Here is a 20340-nt window from a genome sequence, read left to right on the forward strand (position 1 = left end):
ATGGAAACTGATCCGGTGCCGCCCGCGGCAGGCGTGCGGCAGTCCTAGTGGAGGCCGCCCTCAGGTCAGGCGGTATGCGCGGATGATGGTCAGTCTGGTGGCGTTGCCGGTGGTGTCGGTCGCTTGGGCGCGCAGTGAGACCCAGCCGCTTCTCGGGTGCCTTAGCAGGGCTGCCCAGTGCTTGCCGCGTCTGATGACGGGGGTCTTGCGCCAGGTGGCACCGTCGTCGTAGGACACCTCGGCTTGGGGGATGGTGACGGCGGCTGGGGCCGCGCCGGGGTTGCGGTGCACGGTGATGCCGGCCAGGTAGGGGAAACCCCCGGGGGCAGCGTTGGTCTCGTCGAGCACCGGGGAGAACCGGATGACCTGAACCGGTAGCGCGGTCGGCTTGCCTGGGGCCGTAGGTCCGCTGTATCTGAAGGTCCACTCGGCCCTGATGGTCGTGGAGGTCGGATTCAGGCTCTGCTTGAGTTCGGTGGTGATCCGGTAGCGGCCCGGCTTCGGCTTCCCTTCGAGGTGGCAGGAGGCTGCGTCGTCCGAGCGGCCGACCTTGGCGCCGTCGCGGTACACCACCGTGTGCGCCTTGCCTTTGATGGAGCCGCTGGTGTCGGCGGTGGCGCCGTAGATGGGAACTCGCATGCTCAGGGCTTTGGCGCTGGCGCCGGCGTACCCCTCTGGCTCTGCCGGCGGCAGGGACGGGCCGAACACGCCTGCGCCGTTCCAGACCTCGTAGTAGCGGCGGCCGGCCCGGTAGGTGCGCGACGGCACCTGCTGGTCCCAGTCCGGCAGTGGCTTGGACGCGTCGAAGGCCGGTTCCACCCCGAACGACCAGGTGAGGTCCCGGACGTTGAAGTACTCCGTGCGGGTGCCGGGCAGCCGCACCGGCAACTGGGTGGCGAAGGGGACGCGAGCGTTCGGCATGGGCGCGTATGTCGCGAGACTGAGCTTGCCGGCCGAAGTGTCACGGCCTTGCGGCCGGTAGCGGGCTCGCACCTTGGCGAGCTCTGCGCGGCGCACGGTGTGGGAGCCGGTGTAGGGACGGCCGGGGGTGAACCAGGCCAGGGTGTAGGAGTACGGCGAGTCCACGGCCGCGCCGGGCGCGACGAGGGTCACCTGCATCGAGCCGACGAATCGCCCGCGCGGAGCGTTGGGGCCGACCTGTGCCGTGCCGAGCTTCGCGAAGTCCGCAATGGGCAGGCCCGGGATGACGACGGGCCGGAGCCCCTTGCGGACGATCATGTCGCCGTTGAGGACGCCGTCGAAGAGCCGGGCGTCCTTGTGCGGCACCGTGACGTTCACGGGGGTCGTGGTCCGGGCGTCGAGAGTGATCGCGGTGTCGCCGTTCAGCGTGAGCCACGGCGCCGTCACCCGGTCGGTGCGGCCCCCGGCCCTGATCGATCCGTGCAGGTAGTAGCGGCCGCGCGGCACGCGCACGCGGACGCGGCCGTTCGGGCCGCTCGGCGTACGCTCCGTCGCCCTGTCATAGCTTGCGAGGAAGAGCCGGTGGTCTTTGGCCGGCTTGCCGTCGCGGCCCAGAACGGTGATGGTCAGCTGATGATCCCGCTCACCCGCGGCGGCCGACACCCAGGCAGTGGACAGCGCCACAGCCGCAGCGATCGCGGGCGCGGCCACCACGAGCGCCCGCCGCCTCATCGCTGTCCTCCAGAGTGGTGCGTCGCGGTGTCCTCGCCGAGCCCCGGGGGAGTGGTTTCCGCATCGACGGGCTCGCACGGTGATACCGCGCCCTGGGCGACACTGGCCTGCAGGCCGGTCACACCCTCGCCGCCCGTGCTCTCGATCACCAGCGACCGCTCCTTGGTGAAGTCGGCAGGCTGAAATGTGAAGATCGCTGTCGGACCGCCGCCGCCGTCGCCGGGGCTTCGCAGCTCTACCCCGGAGGAACCGCCACCGCTGGGAGCATCGCCGGCCGGGACGAACCGGGGTTGCCGGCAGGTCTTACCGGTCGGGAGATAGTCCACCGTGGCCGGAATGCCCGCCCGCTTGAGGTCACGTTCGAGCCGGGCCGCATCCCGCGGCTGTTTGATCTCCACGCGGACCGTACCGTCGCCTTGCGGCTCGACGGCGTACGCGGCAGGAGCGCCGCCGGGCACGAGCACCGGTAGGACAACCGCCGCGGTCGCCGCCAGCGTGGCGGCACCCACCGCCGGCACCAGCCACCGCCGCCGAACGAATCGCCGCGCCGCCGTGCTCGTGATGCGGTCCGGGACATCCGCCGCCCGTTCGTCGACGACCTTGAGCAGTTCGGCGCGGAGACGTTCCTCGAACGGCACACGGGGCCGCTGGTCGGTCGTATTCATTGCGCCACCTCCAGAGGCGTGCGGGTGGTTTCCATGGTCTCGGCCGTTGACTGGGCGAGGTGATCTCGCATGCGGCGCCGGGCCCGCAGCAGACGCATCCGGGCGGCTCCCGAACGCACCCCGAGAACCTTGGCGGCCTCCTGGACCGTCAGGTGTTCCAGCGCGACGAGTTCGAGTACGGCCCGTTCGGCGTCGGGAAGCTCACTCATCGCGTGATAGAGCCGGCGCGCCTGGGCCTCGGCGTCGAGGCGTTCCTCCAGGACGGCGATGTCGTCGGCGTCGACGAGCGCCCTGCCGACGATCCGGCTGGTGGCCCGCCGGCCCCGGGCGCGTCGGCGAAACTCGCCCGCGACGACGTTGCGGGCCACGCCGTACAGCCAGCGCACCGGATCTCCCTGATCGGCCCGGTAGGTGTGCGCGGAGTCGATGACCGCGAGGAACACGTCCGCGGTCAGGTCCGCCACCAGATGCGGGTCGTCGACTCGTCGGGCGATGAAACGCTGCACCAGCTGCAGGTGTTCGCTGTAGAACGCCGCGAACGCGACCCGGTCGTGCCCGATTCGCTCTATCTCTTCATGGTCTGACGCATCCGACATCCATTCACCCCTTCGCCGCGATCGCTCCTCACACACGTTCTTGGTCAGACCCGGCCGCCGCGTCACATTCGGAGGGACTGGCCACCGGCGTCCGCGCCGGACGGGCCGGCGTCCGCGCCGAACGGACCCGCGTCCCGTCAGCTCGTGCCGTGATCCCGGTCGCCGGCCCCGGTGAGGTAGGCGACGACCATGTCGCCGACCATCCGCCGGTGCCGGCGGCGGTGCTCGGGGGACATCAGGTCGCGGCCGAACAGCGCCCCGAACGTGTACTGGTTGGCGACGCGGAAGTAGCTGAACGAACTGATCACCATGTGCACGTCGACGGCGTCGGCGTCGGCGGCGAAGTCGCCGCGGGCGCGCCCGGCCTTGAGGATCTGGGAGATCAGCCCCGTGGCCGGGGTGCCGAGGCTGGTCAGCACCTGTGACTTGCGCAGGTGCTCGGCCTGGTGGATGTTCTCGATGGCGACGAGCCTGATGAAGTCCTGGTGGGAGTCGTGGTGGTCGAAGGTCAGCTCGGCCAGCGTCCGGATCGCCTCGACGGGAGCCAGATGGTCGACGTCGATGGCCGCCTCGGCGGCCCTGACCTCGCTGTAGGCCTTCTCGAGAACGGCGATGTACAGCTGTTCCTTGCCGCCGAAGTAGTAGTAGATCATTCGTTTGGTGGTGCGCATGAGCGCGGCCATGTCGTCCACCCGCGCCCCCGCGTACCCGCGCCTGGCGAACTCCCGCTCCGCGACGTCCAGGATCTCCGCCCGGGTGCGTTCACGATCGCGCCGGCGTCGTTGAGGTGCGGACGGGGCGGACTCGGGCGACATGCGACTCCACGGGGCGGGACGGCCGGTGGCGGACGTCCCAATCCTAGGGCGAGCGCGACGTCCCTCCATGATCAGCTCGTGGAGCGTGCTGGGCGGCGAGCCGCACCGGGGCGTTGACCGCGCCGTACCCCTGATATCCGCCGATGCGCTGGACGACCTCGAAGAACACACGTCCGCTGGTGGCGGTGTAGAAGTGCAGGAACTCGCCGTGCTCGTCCTTGTCGTACAGCAGGCGGAGCTCGCGCAGCAGCCGGTGGCGCTCGGCGCCGAGGTCGTGGCGTGCCTCCAGATCGTCGTAGTAGTTGTCCGGCACGATCAGCTGGGCGGCGCCCGCGGCGCGGAACCGGCGTACGGTGGCCACGATGTCGGTGCTGGCGAGCGCGGCATGCTGCCACGCCACGTCGGACGTGCCTTCGTGCGGGCCGACGTGGCCGACGTGGGCGACGTTGACGGCGATCCGTACGCGCTCGTCGGCGGTGGAGACCGCGCGGCTGCGCAGGAGCCCGTAGGGGTCGGGCAGCTCCAGGCTCTCGTGCGGGCGCAGGCCGAGCACGCTGCGGTAGAACAGCGAGGCCTCGTCGAAGAGGTGCCACGGCTGGGTGAGCGCCACGTGATCGATGTGGGTGATCTCGCCGTGGCCCGGGTCTCGACGGTCCTCGGCGAAGTCGTCGGTCCAGCTGGGATGGCCGGGGCACGCGGTGCGGCAGAAGAACAGGTCGGTGCCGTCGGGCGCGGCGACGGCGTCCAGCGGCGCATCGTGGGGGTCGCGCCACCGCGGCAGCACGGGCGAGAGCAGCGCCTCGGCGCGCTTGACCGAGGCGGCCGGATCCGGGGTCTCCAGTCCGATCGCCGCCAGCGCGGGGCCGTCCTGGCTCTCGGCGTTCCCGGTGTTGAGCAGGATGCGGGCGGTGTTCTGCTGCCAGAGCTCGACGGGCTTGTGCGTATGCACGCCGGCCCGCCGGAAACCGAGTGCGGTCAGCAGCTCGCTCAACGGGCCGGTGCGCGGGGCGGAAAGTTCGGCGAAGGCGAAGCCGGTCGGGCTCACCGGAGGCGGCGGGGGGACGAGGGACGCCGGGCGGGACGCCTCACCGAGGCGCCTGGCGGCCTCACCGAGGCGCCCGGCGGCCGCCTCCTCCAGGAACACCAGCGAGCGCATGGCGTCGCGGGCGGTGCGCATGGCGGCGGCCTGGCGGAAGACGTCGTTGAACACCTCCAGTGACAGCGGCCCGTCGTAGCCGGTGCGCAGGACGTGCGCGACCAGGCCCGCCACGTCGAGGTCGCCCTGGCCGGGGAAGCAGCGGTAGTGACGGCTCCAGTAGAGGACGTCCATCGGCAGCCGGGGGGCGTCGGCGAGCTGGAGAAAGAAGATCTTCTCGGCCGGGATGGTCTCGATCGCGTACGGGTCGGTCTCCCGCGACAGGATGTGGAAGCTGTCCAGGCACAACCCCAGAGCGGGGTGGTCGGCCATGCGCACGATCCGCCAGGCGTGCAGGTAGTCGTCGACGTTGCGGCCCCAGGCCAGCGCCTCGTAGGCGATCCGGACACCGTGCCCGGCCGCCCGTTCGGCCAGCAGGCGCAGCTGCTCGGCCGCCAGGGCGTCGTCGTCGATCGAGTGCGGCGAGACGTTCGAGCAGACGAGCAGCAGTGTCGCGCCCAGCCGTTCCATGACCGCGAACTTGTGCTCGACGCGGCGCAGGTTGCCGGCGAGCAGCGCGGGCGGCACGGCCTCGAAGTCGCGGAACGGCTGGTACAGGTCGATGCCCAGCCCCAGGTCGCCGGCCCGGGCGCGGATCTCCTCGGGACTCGGTGCCCCGGCGACCAGGTCGTTCTCGAAGATCTCCACGCCGTCGAAGCCGGCGGCGCCGATGGCGGACAGCTTGCCGGTCAGCGGCCCGCTGAGCGACACCGTGGCGATGGACCTGCGCATGTCCCGTTCCCTTCGATCGCCGGGGGGTTGTGTAGGTACGTACTAGTTCGTACATTAAGTCGCTGTGAGCCACGCCACAACCTGCCGGTACGGGCTGATCGGTTCGGGCATCGAAATGTCGCTGTCGCCGTCCCTGCACGAGGTCGAGGGCGCCCACCACGGCCTCGATCTGGCCTATGACCTGATCGATGTCGATCATCCCGGTACACCGGCCGACCTGGGCCGGTTGCTCGGCGACGCCGAGGCCGCGGGTTACGCCGGCCTCAACATCACCCATCCGTTCAAACGGGAGGTCATCTCCCATCTCGACCGGCTCTCCCCGCAGGCCGCCGACATCGGAGCGGTAAACACCGTCGTGTTCGACGGCGGGCGCAGGGTCGGCCACAACACCGACGCGGTGGGGTTCGCCGAGTCGTTCCGGGCCGGATTGCCCGGCGCGCCGACCCGCCATGTCGTCCAGCTCGGCGCGGGCGGTGCCGGGTCCGCCTGCGCCTACGCCCTGCTCTCGAACGGGACCGGGCGGCTGACCCTCGCCGACCCCGACGCCGCCAGGCGCGCGGAACTGACCGAGGCCTTCGCCGCCAGGTTCGGCGCCGACCGGATCACCGGCGTCGCGCCGGACGACCTCGGCGAAGCGCTCGCCTCCGCCGACGGCGTGGTCAACGCCAGCCCGGTCGGCATGCACTCACACCCCGGGACGCCGATGCCCGTCGACCTGCTGTTCCCCGGGCTCTGGCTCGTCGACATCGTCTACATGCCGCTCGACACGCCGCTGCTGCGCGCGGCGCGCTCCCGGGGCGTCCGCGCGATCGGCGGTGCGGCCATGTGCGTGTTCCAGGCGGCCGCCGGCTTCGAGCTGATCACCGGCCGGACCCCCGATACCGGCCGCATGCTCGAACACCTGCGGAGGCTGCTCGCCAAACGGTCCGGCCACCCCACCACTCCCCGGAGGGTCACATGAGCCAGCACATCCAGCCCCCAGGCCCCACCGCGTCCGCCGACGCCGTCCGCGACCTTCCCGAGCCCATGCCGCTGCGCCGGATGATCGGCCCGGGCATCGTGGCGGCCGGGATCGGCCTCGCCGCCGGTGAGATCATCCTCTGGCCGTACCTCACCTCGATCGGCGGGCTCGGGCTGCTGTGGCTGGCCCTGATGGCCCTGGTGATGCAGTTCGTCATCAACATGGAGATCGAGCGCTACACGCTGGCCACCGGGCAGACGGCCGTGGCCGGGTTCTCCCGCTGGTGGAAGGGCTGGGGCATCCTGATCTGCCTGGCCGGGGCGTTCCAGTACGTCTGGCCCGGCTGGGCCACCAGCGGCTCGACCGTGTTCACCTACCTGGTCGGTGGCGGTGACCCGGTCTGGATCTCGGTGGGCGCCCTCGTCGTGATCGGCCTCCTGCTCACGTTCTCCAAGGTGATCTACAAGACGGTGGAACGCGTCGAGATGGTCAAGGTCGCCCTGACCCTGTTCTTCCTCGCCGTCGCCGTGGTGTTCGTGATCTCCCTGTCCACCTGGGGAGAGGGCGCGGAGAAGACCGTGACCGGGTTCGGGCGGAGCCCCGACGGCATCACCTTCACCATGATCCTCAGCGGTCTGGGCGCGGCCGGCGCGGGCGGCGTGCACAACCTCGTCCTGAGCAACTGGATCCGCGACAAGCGCTACGGCATGGGCGCCCACGTGCCACGACTGATCTCCCCGATCACCGGCCGCGAAGAGGCCTCCGGCGCGGACCGCTACGGCTTCGCCGAGACCGAGGACAACCTCGCCCGCTGGCGGATCTGGTGGAAGCGCGCCAACGTCGAGCACCTCGCCACGTTCGTCGCGGTCTGCGTGGTCACCATCGGCGTCATGAGCCTGCTGGCGTACGAGACGCTCTTCGGCCGCGGCGACCTGAAGTCCGACCCGTCGTTCCTGCGCATCCAGGGCGACATCTTCGCCGCCGAGGTCGGAGAGTGGCTCAAGGTCCTGTTCTTCGCCATCGCAGCGGTCTCGCTCTGGGCGACCGCGATGGGCCTGCTGGACGTCATCGGCCGGGTCGCCTCGGACTTCCTGCGCCGCAACTATCTGATGAACTCGCCCCGCTGGACCGAGGCCCGCCTCTACCTGGCCGTCGTGTGGGCCGAGATCGTGCTCGGCTCGATCATCCTCCTGTCCGGATTCGACCAGCCCCTCGGACTCCTCATCGTCTCCACCTGCGCCGCCTCGGTCGTCACCCTGCTCTACTCGATCCTGCTCGTCCGCCTGAACACCAAGGACCTGCCCCGCCCCATCCGCATCCATGGCGTACGACTGGCGACCCTGGTCATCGCGATCGCCTTCTACGGCTTCTTCGCCGCGGCCATGGTGATCACCCAACTCCAAAACCTCTGAAGTGCCCACCCCCGACGAACTGCATCGTCGGTAGCCAAGGGGACGGCTCCTTGGCTGAGCCGCCCGATACCGTACCCGCCACGTGCGGGGCCGTCTGGATCCGATAGCGCAGCCTCAGTAGCCATTCAAATGGCTTGCCGAACCGCCCTTTCAACTACTGGGCGTGTGGCGGTGCGGCTCAGGTCAGGCGACGGAGGGTTAGGGCGGCAGCGCAGAGCAGGAGTCCGCGTGTTGTCTGGGTATCGACGCCCAGGAGCGAGGACACCCGCGCCATGCGGTTGTCGACCGTGTTGGGATGGACGGCGAGCGCTTGGGCCGTCCGCCGCCGGTCCATGTCGTGATCGAGGAACGCGCGCAGTGTTTCCAGCAGCTCCGGATGAGTCTCCAGCGGCGCTAGCAGGGCGGTCAGTTCGCGGCCGCTGTCGGCGGGGCCGCTCAGGTGGTAGTCGAGCAGGACGTCCGCCAGCTGGTAGACGCCCGGCGGGCGGCCGGTGGTGTGCGCGAGGCGGGCGATCCGTACCGCCTGCTCGGCGGCGCGCGGCACATCGGTGGTGTCCTGGGTGCGCGCGGCACCGGCGATGATCTGCTCACCGCCCGGTCCGGTGTCGGTGAGGAGCCGCGCCAGCTCGGGCATGCGGTCCGCCGCGTTCAGCGGGAGCAGCACATGGCCGCCGCGCGCGTCCAGCAGCGTCAGCGGGGTGCCGTCGGTGAAGCCCTCAAGGTTGGCGCGGACGCGGCGCAGGACCCGCCGTTCGATCACGTTCACGTTCGGTACGTCGTCCGCGATGAGGAGGTTGAGGACGAGATAGGCGGGGGCGAGCCGGATCCCGGAACGCGCCGCGGTGGCCCCCGCGGGCTCGCCCGCCAGCAATGCCCGCGCCACCTCCTGGTAGGCCACGCGCTCCTCGGCGAGGATCGCCGCCCGCTCGGCCTGGTACGCCTCGGTGACCGCGGCGATCATCCGGTTGAGGCCGCGGAGCTGGTGCCGGGCCAGCCAGAGCAGCGCGGGCTCCTCGCCTGGGCGGGCGCCGGCGCGGAGCGCGTCCCAGACCACCTCGGCGCCGATGAAGTACGTGCGCAGGAGGGTGGTCAGCTCGATGCCCTCCTCGGCTCGCTGTGCGGCGCGTTCGCGGAACGGCCGGAAGTCCTCGTCGGCCGGCCGGACGCCCGCCGCGCTCTGCAGGAACTGCCGGATCGCCCGGCGCGCGGTCGTCGCCATCTCCAGGTCGCGCATGTCCTCGGGCAGCGACTCGTAGTCAGGGATCACAGTGAAGTGGCGCTCGGCCAGCTCGCGGGCCAGCCGGTTGACCTGGCTCTCGCAGCGGCGGGCGAGCTCCGCCGCCATGGCCCTGACCTGCTCGTCCGCGATGATCGTGCTCCTCGTTTCGGTGCGGTGCCACCAGGGGCCAAGCGTACCGGCGTTGTGACATGTCACAGCCTTTCCGGTCGAACGCGCGGGAAGAGCCCATTGTCGGTGGTTTCCGGTGGAGGAAGGGTGATCACACCACCCCGCGGGCGATCGGAGCGAAACGTATGGGAGCCTCGGCCTCCTCCCGGAGGGCCTGGACGGTCGTCGTCCTGCTGTTCTGCTTCATGTTGATCAACTTCATGGACAAGACGGTGCTGGGCCTGGCCGGCAAGCACATCAAGGAGGACCTCGGGCTCTCCGACACCCGGTTCGGCGCGATCGGGAGCGCGTTCTTCCTGCTCTTCAGCGTCTCGGGCGTCGTGGTGGGCTTCCTGGCCGACCGGGTCCCCGCCAAGCGCCTGCTGACCGGCCTGGTGCTGCTGTGGAGCGTGGCCCAGCTCGCCGTGGCCCTGCCGGCCTCCGGCCTGGCCGTCCTGGTGGGCACGCGCGTGCTGCTGGGCGCCGCGGAGGGGCCCGCGTTCCCGCTGGCCAACCACACCGCGTTCAGCTGGTTCCCGGACCGGGAACGCACCTTGCCCAGCAGCCTGCTCTCCGTGGGCGGCGCGACCGGCGTGGCGGTCGGCGGGCCGCTGCTGGCCGTGGTGATCGGCCAGCTCGGCTGGCGCGCCGCTTTCGCCGTCACCGGCGTGCTCGGTCTGCTCTGGATGGTGGCTTGGCTGGCCCTCGGTGGCGAGGGCCGCTACTCGCCGCGCACCGCCGTTCAGGACGGCGACGAGGGCGAGGCGCGCGTTCCGTACCGGCGGCTGTTCACCCGCGGGACCGTGCTCGGCGGTCTGGCGGCGGGCTTCGCCGCGTTCTGGATGATGGCCGTCGCGATCACGTGGCTGCCGCAGTTCCTCCAGCGCGTGCACGGCTTCAGCCTGGAACAGGCGAGCCTGACCGCAGCCGGGACGCAGGTCGTGGGCATCGTCTTCATGCTCGCCATCGGCGGTACCTCGCAGCGGATGATGCGCAACGGCACCTCCAGCCGGATCGCCCGCGGCGTCGTCGGCGGTGCGGCGGTCGTGGTCTCCGGCCTCGGCGTCCTGCTGTTCACGAGGGCCGGCGGCGGCGCGGCGATGGTGCTGGTCATGCTGCTCGCCTTCACCGTGGGCAACTCGTTCTTCGGGCTGATGTCGGCCTCGCTCGCCGAACTCGCCCCCGCCCGCCAGCGTGCGGCGCTGCTCGGCACCGTCACCGCGCTCGCCTCGTCCGCCGGTGCCTTCGGCCCCGCCGTCACGGGAGCGTTCGCGGACGCCGCCGGCGACGCGGCACAGGGATTCCAGCACGCCTTCGATCTGGCCGGCGGACTGATGATCGTGGGCGGCCTGCTCGGTGCCGCGCTGATGCGTCCCGGCCGGGACCGCGCCGCGCTCCTGGACGGCACCGCTCCCGAACCGATCCCCGCCTCCCGCTGAACCATCACCGAAAGGAACTGTTGTGACCATCGACATCAAGAACTACGCCGACAAGGTGTGGCGTGGTGAGACCGACGACAGCATCGTCCACACCGGGATGGGCGGCTCCGGCGTCGTCGAGCTGGCCGACGGGCTCGGCTGGCAGCCGGGGTTCGGCAACGTCATCGGGTTCCGTACGGCGGGCGAGCTGATCCTCTTCGACACGGGGAACCCGCACACCGCCGGGCTGCTGCACGAGAGCCTGCGCCGATGGACGAGCGACCCGCTGACCACGGCGTTCTACTCGCACGGCCACATCGACCACGTCATGGGCGTCGGCCCGTTCGACGCCGAGGCGGCCGCCGCCGGGCACGCCCGCCCGCAGGTGGTCGCGCACGAGGCGGTCAAGGCGAGGTTCGACCGGTACGTGCTGACCGCCGGTTACAACTCGGTCATCAACCAGCGGCAGTTCCAGGTGCCCGACCTGCGGTGGCCGACCGAGTACCGGCATCCGGACGTCACGTTCCGCGACGCGCTGACCGTGACCCGCGGCGGCCTCACGTTCGAGCTCTTCCACGCCAAGGGCGAGACCGACGACGCGGCCGTGGGGTGGGTGCCCGAATACAAGCTGCTGCTGCCCGGCGACCTGTTCATCTGGCTCACCCCCAACTGCGGCAACCCGCAGAAGGCGCAGCGCTATCCGCGCGAGTGGGCGTACGCGCTGCGCCGCATGGCCGGTCTCGGCGCTGAGATCATGGTGCCGTCCCACGGTGCGCCGATCTTCGGCGCCGAACGGATCCATCAGGCGCTCACCGAGACCGCCGAGTGGCTGGAGAGCATCGTCGAGCAGACCCTCGGCCTGCTCAACGAGGGGGCGCGGCTGGACGACATCGTGCACGCGGTCAAGCCGCCCGCGCGCCTGGCCGACCGGGTCTACCTGCAGGCGAAGTACGACGAGCCCGAGTTCATCGTGCGCAACCTGTGGCGGCTCTATGGCGGCTGGTACGACGGCAACCCCGCGAACCTCAAGCCGGCGCCCGACGCCGAACTCGCCCGCGCGGTGGCCGAGCTCGCGGGAGGCGCCGCCAAGCTCGCCGCCGCCGCGCGCAAGGCCGCCGACAGCGGTGACCTGCGTCTGGCCGCCCATCTCGCCGAAATGGCGACCCAGGCGGAGCCGAATGACGTGGACCTGCACGCAGTCCGTGCGGAGGTCTACGCGGCCCGTGCCGAGGCGGAGCCGTCCCTGATGGCCACCGGCGTCTACACCTGGGCCGCCAACGAGTCGCGGCGCCTGGCCGGTGCCGCCGAGGACGACGGCACGAGCCTCCCGCGCCTCATCGCCTAGGCATCCCCGCGGATGGTCTCCAGTTTCCTCCTGGAGACGGCGAAAGCCTCGCCTCACTTGGTGTGAGGCGAGGCCAAAGGTGGTGGGCGATACTGGGATTGCACCAGCGGCCTCTACCGTGTCAAGGTAATCCGCGATCATCCCTGACCTGCGCTGTGAGATATCTGTGCAGCTCACAAGGCTCCGTTCAACTCCGTTCAGCGCCGTTGAGCACCCTTCGGCGCAGAGATGATCTCCCGTCCCTCTCCAGATCTTGGAGAGAGTCAGTCTCACTGTCCGTAACTCTCGGCGATCTGCGAGGTGACCGTTGGTGGGCTGTGGCTCCAGCTCGACGGCATCGTGCGCTCCAGGCAACAAAGCCAGTCGATCTACGTTGGTCTGATCTAGTTCCCGTCAACGATCTTGGCAAGGCTAGGAGACCGGGAACCGGGCGCCGAGAATGACGTCCGCTTCTGCCGAGGAGCGTACGTTAGTCCGCGAGGCCGTGCCGAGTCGATCGCCCCTAGGCGGTGGCCCAGCCGCTCTCATTCAGGTCGGGGACGATAGTCGTGAGCACGGCGCGGATCCGGATCCGGCGTTCTTCCCGTTTCGTCAACGCCCGCTTCCGAGTGCACTCCATTACCGGCCAGCTCATAGGCCACGACGGCGCCCGCCCATCGCTCCAGCACGACCAGTTCGTCGAAGGGTGGCACCGGATCGCGGCGAGCGTCCCGGCAGTGTGGAGCCGGGCGGAGGCGAACGCGAGGGTCTCGGCGTCCGCGGTCAGTCCGGTAGCCGCCATGATGGCGGTGGGATCATGTCGCCGAACGGAGTCGCAGGAGCACCTCGTCGCTTTGGTGGAGACGTTCAGACGGTCGGGCGCAGAAGACGGCAGCATCTTTGAGTCGCAAGGCGTCCAGGTCAGGCTCTTCTCGAGCTCGGTGTGGCCGCACGTTCCTTCTCTGGCTCCTGCCTCCCACACGCCCCACCGACGCCGCCCACCCGAAAGGCGCCGTCTCCCGAAAACGGTTCACCCGCTTGATCGGATGATGCCGGGCTACTTCACGAGCTTCCGGATGTTGGGGATCACAGCGGTACCGGTGGCCGACACGGAGGCGGCGAACTGGCGGGCGGGTCCAAAGGTCCCGCCAGCCTGCTCTTCGGTGGCCAAGCGCAGGGCGCCCTGCTGGTTGCGTAGGAGCAGCCGCAGGTACTCCTTGTCGAATGCCTTCCCGGAGAGCTTCTGCAGACCGGCCATCTCTTCGGCCGACACGGCCTGTTCGACGCCCGTTCCTGCGGCGATCCGCTTCTGGTCAGGGGCGGGCTTCCCCCACGAGGCGAACCAGCCCTCGATCTGACGCGTCCGGGCCGCCTCCATGGTGCGCATGCCCGCGGCCAGCTGCTTGACCTCGGCGCTATCGGCATGGGAGGGGGCCATCTCGGCCATCTTCACCGCCTGCATCCGGTGCACGTACAGGCCCTCGGCGAACCTGAGATCGACCTTGTTGAAGGTGGCCGGAGAGCTCATCTCGTTCACCTTCTCCGGCGGCCCGCTCTTCACCGGCACCGCGCCTGAGGAGATGGGCGTCGTCGACCCGGGGCTCCCGGAGTCAGGGCCATTGTCACCGCAGGCGGCGACGCCAGCGCCCAGGAGGCAAAGCACGGTCAGCAGCCCGGCGGCGCGCCTTCTCCTGTCCATGAGAACCCCCGCGATCACTTTGTGACGATTGGATAGAGGTCATCGGGCTTGCCAGTGGGTTCACGCCACAAGCCGCCGAGGTCGTGGCACGCACCCTCGGTACGTATGGTCACCGCGTTCTCCTGGACGTCGGTGTTGTGCGTGATGCCCTGCCGGATGTCCACCTTGAGCTCGCCTTTCGTTGCTGTGGTGTTATCGATCCGCCACCCCTTCGACTGCAGGCGCAGGGTCGCCGCGATCAATACGGCGTCGACGTTCTGGTGTTTCGACCGGCCGCCCGCGACGACCGTGATTCCGGCCTCGTACAGGTATTTCCTCTTTGAGTTCCCACATCGCGTGTAACGACCGAAGGGCGTGATGAAACCATCGGTGGACCGCTGGTCGATGCGAAGAACCGTCACCGTTCCCTTGAGGTCGGTCGCAGCCTGCCGGAGGGAGGCGATGGCGTTTTCGCGTGACTTCTGCAGGCGCTCCAGGTTCGGCCGGTCGTCCGGGCTCTCACCACCGCCGCAGGAACTTGTCGCGCAGCCCAGCACGAGCACGAGCATCGCTGCACGGCGCACATACGTCCTACGGTGGTTCATCGCCTGTTCCTCTCGCGGGGGGTGCCACTAGCGGTGGTTTGTTGAATCAAGGCCCGGTGCGGGTAGGTGTTGTGGTGGCCGCGCCTTGGCCTTGTGTGGAGTGAGTGTGGTGACCAGGCTGAAGTCGTGTTCGCCGGCGCCGGGGCCGTTGGAGGGGTATGCCGCTCGGTTCGATGATCTGTTCTGGTGAATGGTGTCGCGGCAGGACGGACAGACCGCCCCGTGGCGCATTGAACTGCGCAACCGGCTGGCGCGTGGTCGCTGTCCCGGTGGCCGTGGGAGTGACCGTGCGCGGTCGCGGGAGGCGTAGCGGCTAAGAGGACACTCCGGCCCCGGTGGCGACCCTTGCCTTGGTGTTGGGGGATAGTCTGGACCTGTCGTTAAGGAAACTGCCAGGAAGTACACGCGAGCTCTGTTCGCCCAGGTCAGTGCCTTCTGAGAAGTCCGTGTTCTCGGAAGCTCCCTGGCCTAGGACTTCCGAGAACGGGGGCCGGGCCGTGCCGTACGGCCAGCTCAGCACTTCCGAGAACACTGGCGTGTGCCTGGTGACACCGTCCTTCACGACAGGCTAATTGCCACCGATCGCCCCCATTGATCAATAATGGCCGGCGCGGCCGGCCTCGTTCAGAACAAGGTCGGCCGCGCCGGGGCTCATAACAAACTCAAGGGCAACCGAGATAACTCAGCGCCGATGCGGTGTTGTTGTAGCGCCCGGTAAGGTTGCCGGAGGTGTTATTCGGCGTGCTGTTGTCCCAGCCGCCGCCTCCAACGTGCTCGGATATGCAGTACTTGTGGCCCGTGTTGTTGTTATGCCAGGAAGACGCGTCGTCGTTGAAGTCGCCATTCGTGCAGTATTGGGGCGGGCACTGGATTTTGGTGAAGTCGCCATCTGCCGAGCCGGCAGGCCAGCGTACCATCACGCCTGTGAAATTCGGTCCGGTGTAGAGACACATATATCCCGCGGGGCAGGCGATGCGGCTACCGTCGGCCTGCCGGTAGACGATACTGGGTCCTTCCTTGGGAGGTTCGGTGGAGGCGGCACCTGGCACTGCGGTGCCGGCCACCAAGGCGGCGGCGGTGCCGACAAGTACGCCGAGAGTTCGCATGGACAACTTCCTTTCGTGACTGGGCCGAAGCCACCAGGCCGCGGTGACAGCGAGCGGTGGATCGGCCAGACCGCGACCATATTGCCCCCTTGCAAAATGGTCGCAAACGGTGCAGTTCGGCAAGCGCGTGCGCACCCTGTCACAGCTCCTTCCCGTTTGGAAATGTTCGGGCGGATCGCCATATCTGTGTGTACCAGGTCCCGCCTTAATTTCTATTTCATGTCTGTTTCATGACTGCTTCACGGCTGGGCGGGATCGTCGAGTCGAACGGGACGGGGCCCACTGTCAGGACGGGAAGTGCCGCCGGGCCCGTCGTCCCGGCGGCTTCGGCTCTCGGCTGATGTACTGCGTCGGTGGCAGGCTCGTCGGGCGGTTCTGCGGCCGGTGGCGTAGACCGTTGGCCGCCAACGGGCGGATGCGGGAGCCGGTACCGGCGGGTGACGGTGATCCGGTGAAAGATTCAGGACTGACCGTCGCTCTGTTGGGGCCGCTGGAGATGCGGGACAGTGGCACCTCGATCGAGTTGACCGCGGGACGGCTGCGGTCGCTGCTGGCCGCGCTCGCACTGTCGGCGGGCCGGACGTTGCCGGTAGAGCACCTGGCCCAGGTCATGTGGGGGCATGACGTGCCGGTCAACGTACGCCGAAGCGTCCACACCAACCTCACCAGGCTGCGCGGCGTCCTCGGCTCCGAGGCGGTGCGCACCCTGCCCGGCGGATACCGGCTGGACATCGCGCCCGATTCGGTCGATGTCCTGCGTTTCCGCAGGCTGTTGACCGAGGCGGCCCGGGTCCGGGATACCGCCGCGGAACACCTCTTACTACGGCAGGCTCTGGAACTCTGGCGCGGCTCGCCTTTCCAGGGAATCGACATGCAGGAGCAATGGGAAGCCGAATCGGCGTACCTGCTGGAGTCATATCTGAGTGCGGTCGAACGACGGATCGACCTGGATCTGGCCCACGACCGCCACAGTGATGTGATCGCGGAACTGAAGGAACTGACCGTCCGCCATCCGCTGCGCGAATCACTGTGGGCACGCCTACTGGTCGCGCTCGGGCGCAGCGGCCGACGCGCCGAGGCCCTGGCCGACTACCAGCAACTCCGCGAGCGCCTGGCCGACGAACTGGGCACCGAGCCCGACGCCGAGATCCGTCAGATCCACACCTACCTGCTGCGCACCGACACGCTCCCACGCTCCTTCACACCGCCGACAGCCGAGCCGTCACCGCCGACGGCGAAGGCCTTCATCGGCCGCGCCATCGATCTGTCGCCGACGGCGTCGACCCTGGAAAGGCAAGGCACCGGAATCCGCTCGGCCGCAGCCGTCGCGGTCGTTGTGTGGGTGCCCGCGTGATATTTCGCGCGGCGGGCGCCGCGACCGGCCCGAACAGGCCGCGCGGCGGGACCAATCCCCGGTTTGCCCGACCAGCCGCGTGTACCTGGTAACAGCTTCCTTAACGACAGGCGTCATAGGGCGGCAGGATGCCGCCCAGCGCGACGGCCTTGTCGACCTGGACGAGCGTAAAGCCCAGTGCCTGGGCGAGCTGGCGATGATCGTGGGCGGTGGTTCGTCGCGCCGCCGGCGCGGTTCCAGTCATCGACGAATCCCTTCCGGCTGCAAGGTGGATGGAGCGCAGACTAGGGGCGGGCACCGACGATGCGAGCGACATCGCCGGCACCGGGACTGCAGCGGCAGATCGGCCCCGGGCTGGGCGAGGGCGCGGGATGTCGGGCCGGTCATCGAGCATCTCCGGGTGAGGTCGGCGCGGCGGCCGGGGGCGTCGTTGGGTGCGCGGGTTAGAACGGCGGCTGATCGAAGAAGGGTGGGCCTTCGGCCGCCGCCGGCTGTTCCAACCCGGGCTGGTGGTGTTCCTGCTGGCCTCCCTGCTGGGCGGGGTGGCGCAGAGCGGCGGCGTGCTCATCGCCGCCCGGGTGCTGCAGGGGGTGGGCGGCGCGATCATCGCCCCGGCCGCGCTGTCCCTGCTGGCCGACACCTTCCCCGCCGGGCCGCGGCGCAACAAGGCGCTGGGGGTGTACGGGGCGATGGGCGGCCTGGGATCGGTGGTCGGACTGCTGCTGGGCGGCGCGCTGACCGAGTGCCTGGGCTGGCGGTACCGCCGGCCTGCTCGGCGCGGGCAGCTCTCCCGTGTGACCTGACCGCCCACACATTCGGACTCGACCACCGGTCACATCCGCAGCTCACCATCCGTCAGACAAGCGACACATCACTGAAGATCGAAAGGAAACATCATGACCGCCACCACCGGCCAGGAGACCTCCCAGTCACGTCTGCCCAATCCCGCCGCGCTCGTCCCCGAGCTGGGCGAGATCGGCCAGGCCCTGTTCAAGGCCACGGGGAACGACTCGGTCCCGCAGGCCACCATCAGCCTGGTGCAGCTGCGCGCGGGCCAGATCGTCGCCAGCACCTATTTGACCGTCCTGCACACCGGCAACCTCCGCAAGGCCGGGGAGTCCGAGGAGCGCATCACCGCCGTGGCGTCCTGGCGGGACGCGCCCTTTTTCACCGACGCCGAGCGGGCCGCGCTGGCGCTGGTGGAGGCCGTCCTCACGCCTAACCCGCACGGCGAGCGCGTCTCCGACGAGCTGTACGCCGCGGCGTCCGCTCACTACGACGAGAAGGCCCTCGCCACGCTCACCCTGGCGATCGGCCAGATCGGGTTCTTCATCCCCCTCGCCCTCATCGGCAAGCCCCTCCCCGGCGTGGCACCCGCCCAGCAGTGGAGGCAGTAACCCGACCGGACCGGGGTGAGGACGCCTCACCCCGGGACCACCGACCACAAGGAGAACCCACCATGCAAGCGCGAATGGGCAACCCCGCCTACCTGGTGCCGCCCGCGGGCGAGGCGATCGGCGCCCTCATGCAGGCACTGCAGCACGATATGGACCAAGGCATCGTCCCAGCCGCCACGCTCATGCTGGCCGGCGTGCGCGGCAGCCAGATCAACGGCGGCAGCGCCTGCCTGTATGCCGACGCGGCCGAGGCCCGCAAAGCCGGAGTCACCGACGACCAGATGACCGCGGTCGCGGCATGGCGGCAGTCGCCGTTCTTCACCGACGCCGAACGCGCCGCCCTGGCACTGGCCGAGGCCGCCACCCGCATGAACGACCGGTCCGGCGACGCCATCTCCGACGCGGTCTGGGACGACCTCGTCAAGCACTACGACGAGCGACAGCGCGCGACACTGATCCTCTGGATGGCCACCAGCAACCTGTTCAACACCATCAACAACATCATCAACGACCCTGCCGGCACCACCTGGAACTAAACATGACTGCCCAACAGCCCCACAAGCCAAGCAACGAGCGCACTGCCGCCCTCGCCGCCGGCATGCTCTGTCGCGGTGCGCTCGGCGACCGTCAGGGCCCGGACCTGCACGGGCAGGCGCCGACCAGTCGACCAGGGCGCGCAACAACTCGGCGTGCGCGGCGGTGCTCGCACGACGCGGGCCGGGCCGGACGCCCGGGTGGCCGGCCAGCGGGAGCGCCCGGGTCTCCACCTCGATGACGCCGACACGTCCGCCGGCGCTGACGCCGTCCTCGTCGCTCAACCTCCGCACGTGCCAGCCCATCGCTTCGGCGATGGTGGGCACGACGCCGCGCTAGACGCCGCCGGGCAACGTGAGCGAGGCGGGCGAGATCGTGACCGGCGGCAGCACGGTGGCCCGGTCGCACGTCACGGTGACCGGCGCGATCTCGCCGGTGCGTTCCAGCACCGCGGCGGCGGCAGTGAGCATCTCGGGCAACTCGATGCCGGCCATGGAGGTCTCCGATCGGGACGGAAGGCAGGCGCGGCTCAGGCGGCGTTCATATCATGGACGATGGTCTCGGCGGGGTCGCCCCACAGCGGGCCGGGGGCGGCGAGCAGGGTGTCGATGGCCTCGGTGCGGGTGGCGGCGCGGTGCACCAGGACGCGCTGGCGGCGGTCGGGGGTGGTGGCCTGCCAGTGCCGGCCGGTGCGGCGTACGTGGCCGAGCACGACGCGCTCGCCGTAGTCGTCGACGACCACGGCGTAGCCGCCGCCCTCCAGCCGCGGCGGGTCCAGGGCGGCAGCGGCGATCTGGGCGGCGGTGTAGGGGCGCAGGGGCCGTTCACGTGCGGGGCGGGCGCGTGGCCGCCGCGGTGTGCGGGCGTCGGGGCCCAGGTCGGGCAGCGGCGCGGGTGCATACAGCGCGGCGAACAGGGCCATGACGGCCTCGACCACCGTGCTGGCCGGGTCGGGGACGGGGCCGTCCAGGGTGCAGGCGACGTGGCGGCCGCGGGTGTCGCGCTGCAGCCAGCCCACGCACCGGCCCCGCACGATCACGTCGGTGCGCCGCGCGACGCGGCACCGGGCGGCCGGTGACGGTCGAGCAGCCGGGCAGCACGTCCGCGGGCGGCGTCGCGCGCGGTGTCGCGGGCGGTGACCGGCAGGCCGCCAGGTCCACGGCCAGATGCCGCTACGCCAACCACGATCAGCACACGCACCGAATTCTGCTGGTCGGTCTCATGTTCCAAGACGGGGCGAGCCGCCCTGTGGTGGGCGGCTCGCCTGGTGTCCTGGTCTGGTGGAGGTTGGTGCGCTCCGGGCGGCTAGAGGAGGTTAACGCCGAGGTCGAGGTCCATGTCTTTGACCTCGTCGAGGTCCAGACCCAAGGCGGTGGCCAGATCTGATGTCAAGCGGGTGAGTGTGGCGGGCATGGCGGTCGGGTGAGTCCGGATAATAGGCGTCGCTGGGCCGGCGGCGGTCCTGCTCTGCGGTGAAAGTCCGGAGATCCAGCCGGAAGTGCAGTGGT

At 69.8% G+C, this 20340-nt stretch carries 21 protein-coding genes; 9 read left to right on the top strand and 12 right to left on the bottom strand.

Annotation, left to right across the window (positions count from 1 at the left end; genetic code table 11):
• Positions 1-60: 60 nt before the first annotated feature.
• The 5 genes from ABD333_RS27405 to ABD333_RS27425 form a co-directional block, all read right to left on the bottom strand.
• A complete protein-coding gene (locus tag ABD333_RS27405; protein ID WP_344545362.1) occupies positions 61-1653 on the bottom strand; it encodes a molybdopterin-binding protein in 1593 nt (530 codons plus the stop codon).
• Positions 1650-2318, bottom strand: a complete 669-nt coding sequence (locus ABD333_RS27410; protein ID WP_344545363.1) for a hypothetical protein — start codon at positions 2316-2318, stop codon at positions 1650-1652. The genes ABD333_RS27405 and ABD333_RS27410 overlap by 4 nt, the downstream gene beginning before the upstream one ends.
• Positions 2315-2914 (bottom strand): RNA polymerase sigma factor, encoded by a 600-nt coding sequence (locus ABD333_RS27415; RefSeq protein WP_344545364.1) that lies wholly within the window; start codon positions 2912-2914, stop codon positions 2315-2317. Before ABD333_RS27415 ends, ABD333_RS27410 begins: the two co-directional genes overlap by 4 nt.
• A gap of 137 nt (positions 2915-3051) precedes the next feature.
• A complete protein-coding gene (locus ABD333_RS27420; RefSeq protein ID WP_344545365.1) occupies positions 3052-3729 on the bottom strand; it encodes a TetR/AcrR family transcriptional regulator in 678 nt (225 codons plus the stop codon).
• A gap of 43 nt (positions 3730-3772) precedes the next feature.
• Positions 3773-5656: a bifunctional sugar phosphate isomerase/epimerase/4-hydroxyphenylpyruvate dioxygenase family protein gene (locus tag ABD333_RS27425; protein WP_344545366.1), complete on the bottom strand. Its 1884-nt coding sequence runs from the start codon at positions 5654-5656 to the stop codon at positions 3773-3775.
• Between the two features lie 64 nt (positions 5657-5720).
• On the opposite strand from ABD333_RS27425, the gene ABD333_RS27430 reads away from it, so the two are divergent.
• The gene (locus ABD333_RS27430; RefSeq protein WP_344545367.1) at positions 5721-6617 is read left to right on the top strand and encodes a shikimate dehydrogenase; all 897 of its coding nucleotides are present in this window, start codon (positions 5721-5723) and stop codon (positions 6615-6617) included.
• On the top strand, positions 6614-8029 hold the full coding sequence (locus ABD333_RS27435) for an Nramp family divalent metal transporter (protein ID WP_344545368.1): 1416 nt from the start codon (positions 6614-6616) through the stop codon (positions 8027-8029). Before ABD333_RS27430 ends, ABD333_RS27435 begins: the two co-directional genes overlap by 4 nt.
• Before the next feature lie 178 nt (positions 8030-8207).
• Here ABD333_RS27435 and ABD333_RS27440 read toward each other — a convergent pair whose 3' ends face one another.
• Complete coding sequence (locus tag ABD333_RS27440) at positions 8208-9464, bottom strand: PucR family transcriptional regulator (RefSeq protein WP_344545369.1); 1257 nt, start codon at positions 9462-9464, stop codon at positions 8208-8210.
• Between the two features lie 98 nt (positions 9465-9562).
• Here ABD333_RS27440 and ABD333_RS27445 point away from each other — a divergent pair, with 98 nt between their 5' ends.
• Both ABD333_RS27445 and ABD333_RS27450 read left to right on the top strand, forming a co-directional pair.
• Positions 9563-10855 carry an MFS transporter gene (locus ABD333_RS27445; protein WP_344545370.1) on the top strand — a complete coding sequence of 431 codons (1293 nt, stop codon included), beginning with the start codon at positions 9563-9565 and terminating at the stop codon, positions 10853-10855.
• 22 nt (positions 10856-10877) lie between these two features.
• Positions 10878-12179, top strand: a complete 1302-nt coding sequence (locus ABD333_RS27450; protein ID WP_344545371.1) for an alkyl sulfatase dimerization domain-containing protein — start codon at positions 10878-10880, stop codon at positions 12177-12179.
• A 1036-nt stretch (positions 12180-13215) separates the two neighbouring features.
• Here ABD333_RS27450 and ABD333_RS27455 read toward each other — a convergent pair.
• The 3 genes from ABD333_RS27455 to ABD333_RS27465 all read right to left on the bottom strand — a co-directional run bounded on the left by ABD333_RS27455 (position 13216) and on the right by ABD333_RS27465 (position 15547).
• Positions 13216-13686 carry a DUF305 domain-containing protein gene (locus ABD333_RS27455; protein WP_344545372.1) on the bottom strand — a complete coding sequence of 157 codons (471 nt, stop codon included), beginning with the start codon at positions 13684-13686 and terminating at the stop codon, positions 13216-13218.
• Positions 13687-13871: 185 nt separating this feature from the next.
• Positions 13872-14405: a hypothetical protein gene (locus ABD333_RS27460; protein WP_344545373.1), complete on the bottom strand. Its 534-nt coding sequence runs from the start codon at positions 14403-14405 to the stop codon at positions 13872-13874.
• A gap of 698 nt (positions 14406-15103) precedes the next feature.
• Positions 15104-15547, bottom strand: a complete 444-nt coding sequence (locus ABD333_RS27465) for a peptidase inhibitor family I36 protein (RefSeq protein WP_344545374.1) — start codon at positions 15545-15547, stop codon at positions 15104-15106.
• A 451-nt stretch (positions 15548-15998) separates the two neighbouring features.
• On the opposite strand from ABD333_RS27465, the gene ABD333_RS27470 reads away from it, so the two are divergent.
• Positions 15999-16901, top strand: a complete 903-nt coding sequence (locus tag ABD333_RS27470) for an AfsR/SARP family transcriptional regulator (protein WP_344545375.1) — start codon at positions 15999-16001, stop codon at positions 16899-16901.
• Positions 16902-17001: 100 nt separating this feature from the next.
• Here the strand turns inward: ABD333_RS27470 and ABD333_RS27475 are convergent, their stop codons facing one another.
• Positions 17002-17145 carry a hypothetical protein gene (locus tag ABD333_RS27475; RefSeq protein ID WP_344545376.1) on the bottom strand — a complete coding sequence of 48 codons (144 nt, stop codon included), beginning with the start codon at positions 17143-17145 and terminating at the stop codon, positions 17002-17004.
• A 190-nt stretch (positions 17146-17335) separates the two neighbouring features.
• Here ABD333_RS27475 and ABD333_RS27480 point away from each other — a divergent pair, with 190 nt between their 5' ends.
• The 3 genes from ABD333_RS27480 to ABD333_RS27490 all read left to right on the top strand — a co-directional run bounded on the left by ABD333_RS27480 (position 17336) and on the right by ABD333_RS27490 (position 18834).
• A complete protein-coding gene (locus ABD333_RS27480) occupies positions 17336-17704 on the top strand; it encodes an MFS transporter (protein WP_344545377.1) in 369 nt (122 codons plus the stop codon).
• 93 nt (positions 17705-17797) lie between these two features.
• Positions 17798-18298, top strand: coding sequence for a carboxymuconolactone decarboxylase family protein (locus ABD333_RS27485; protein ID WP_344545378.1), 501 nt, complete (start codon positions 17798-17800; stop codon positions 18296-18298).
• A 62-nt stretch (positions 18299-18360) separates the two neighbouring features.
• Complete coding sequence (locus ABD333_RS27490; protein ID WP_344545379.1) at positions 18361-18834, top strand: carboxymuconolactone decarboxylase family protein; 474 nt, start codon at positions 18361-18363, stop codon at positions 18832-18834.
• A 333-nt stretch (positions 18835-19167) separates the two neighbouring features.
• On the opposite strand, the gene ABD333_RS27495 is transcribed toward ABD333_RS27490, so the two are convergent.
• Both ABD333_RS27495 and ABD333_RS27500 read right to left on the bottom strand, forming a co-directional pair.
• Entirely contained in the window at positions 19168-19326 is a 159-nt protein-coding gene (locus tag ABD333_RS27495) for a hypothetical protein (RefSeq protein WP_344545380.1), read from the bottom strand.
• A gap of 35 nt (positions 19327-19361) precedes the next feature.
• Entirely contained in the window at positions 19362-19850 is a 489-nt protein-coding gene (locus ABD333_RS27500) for a hypothetical protein (RefSeq protein ID WP_344545381.1), read from the bottom strand.
• Between the two features lie 56 nt (positions 19851-19906).
• Between ABD333_RS27500 and ABD333_RS27505 the strand changes: the two genes are divergently transcribed.
• Positions 19907-20218, top strand: a complete 312-nt coding sequence (locus ABD333_RS27505; protein ID WP_344545382.1) for a hypothetical protein — start codon at positions 19907-19909, stop codon at positions 20216-20218.
• Positions 20219-20340 lie beyond the last annotated feature (122 nt).

This window comes from Actinomadura fulvescens, from assembly GCF_039533225.1.
Lineage (GTDB): Bacteria > Actinomycetota > Actinomycetes > Streptosporangiales > Streptosporangiaceae > Spirillospora > Spirillospora fulvescens.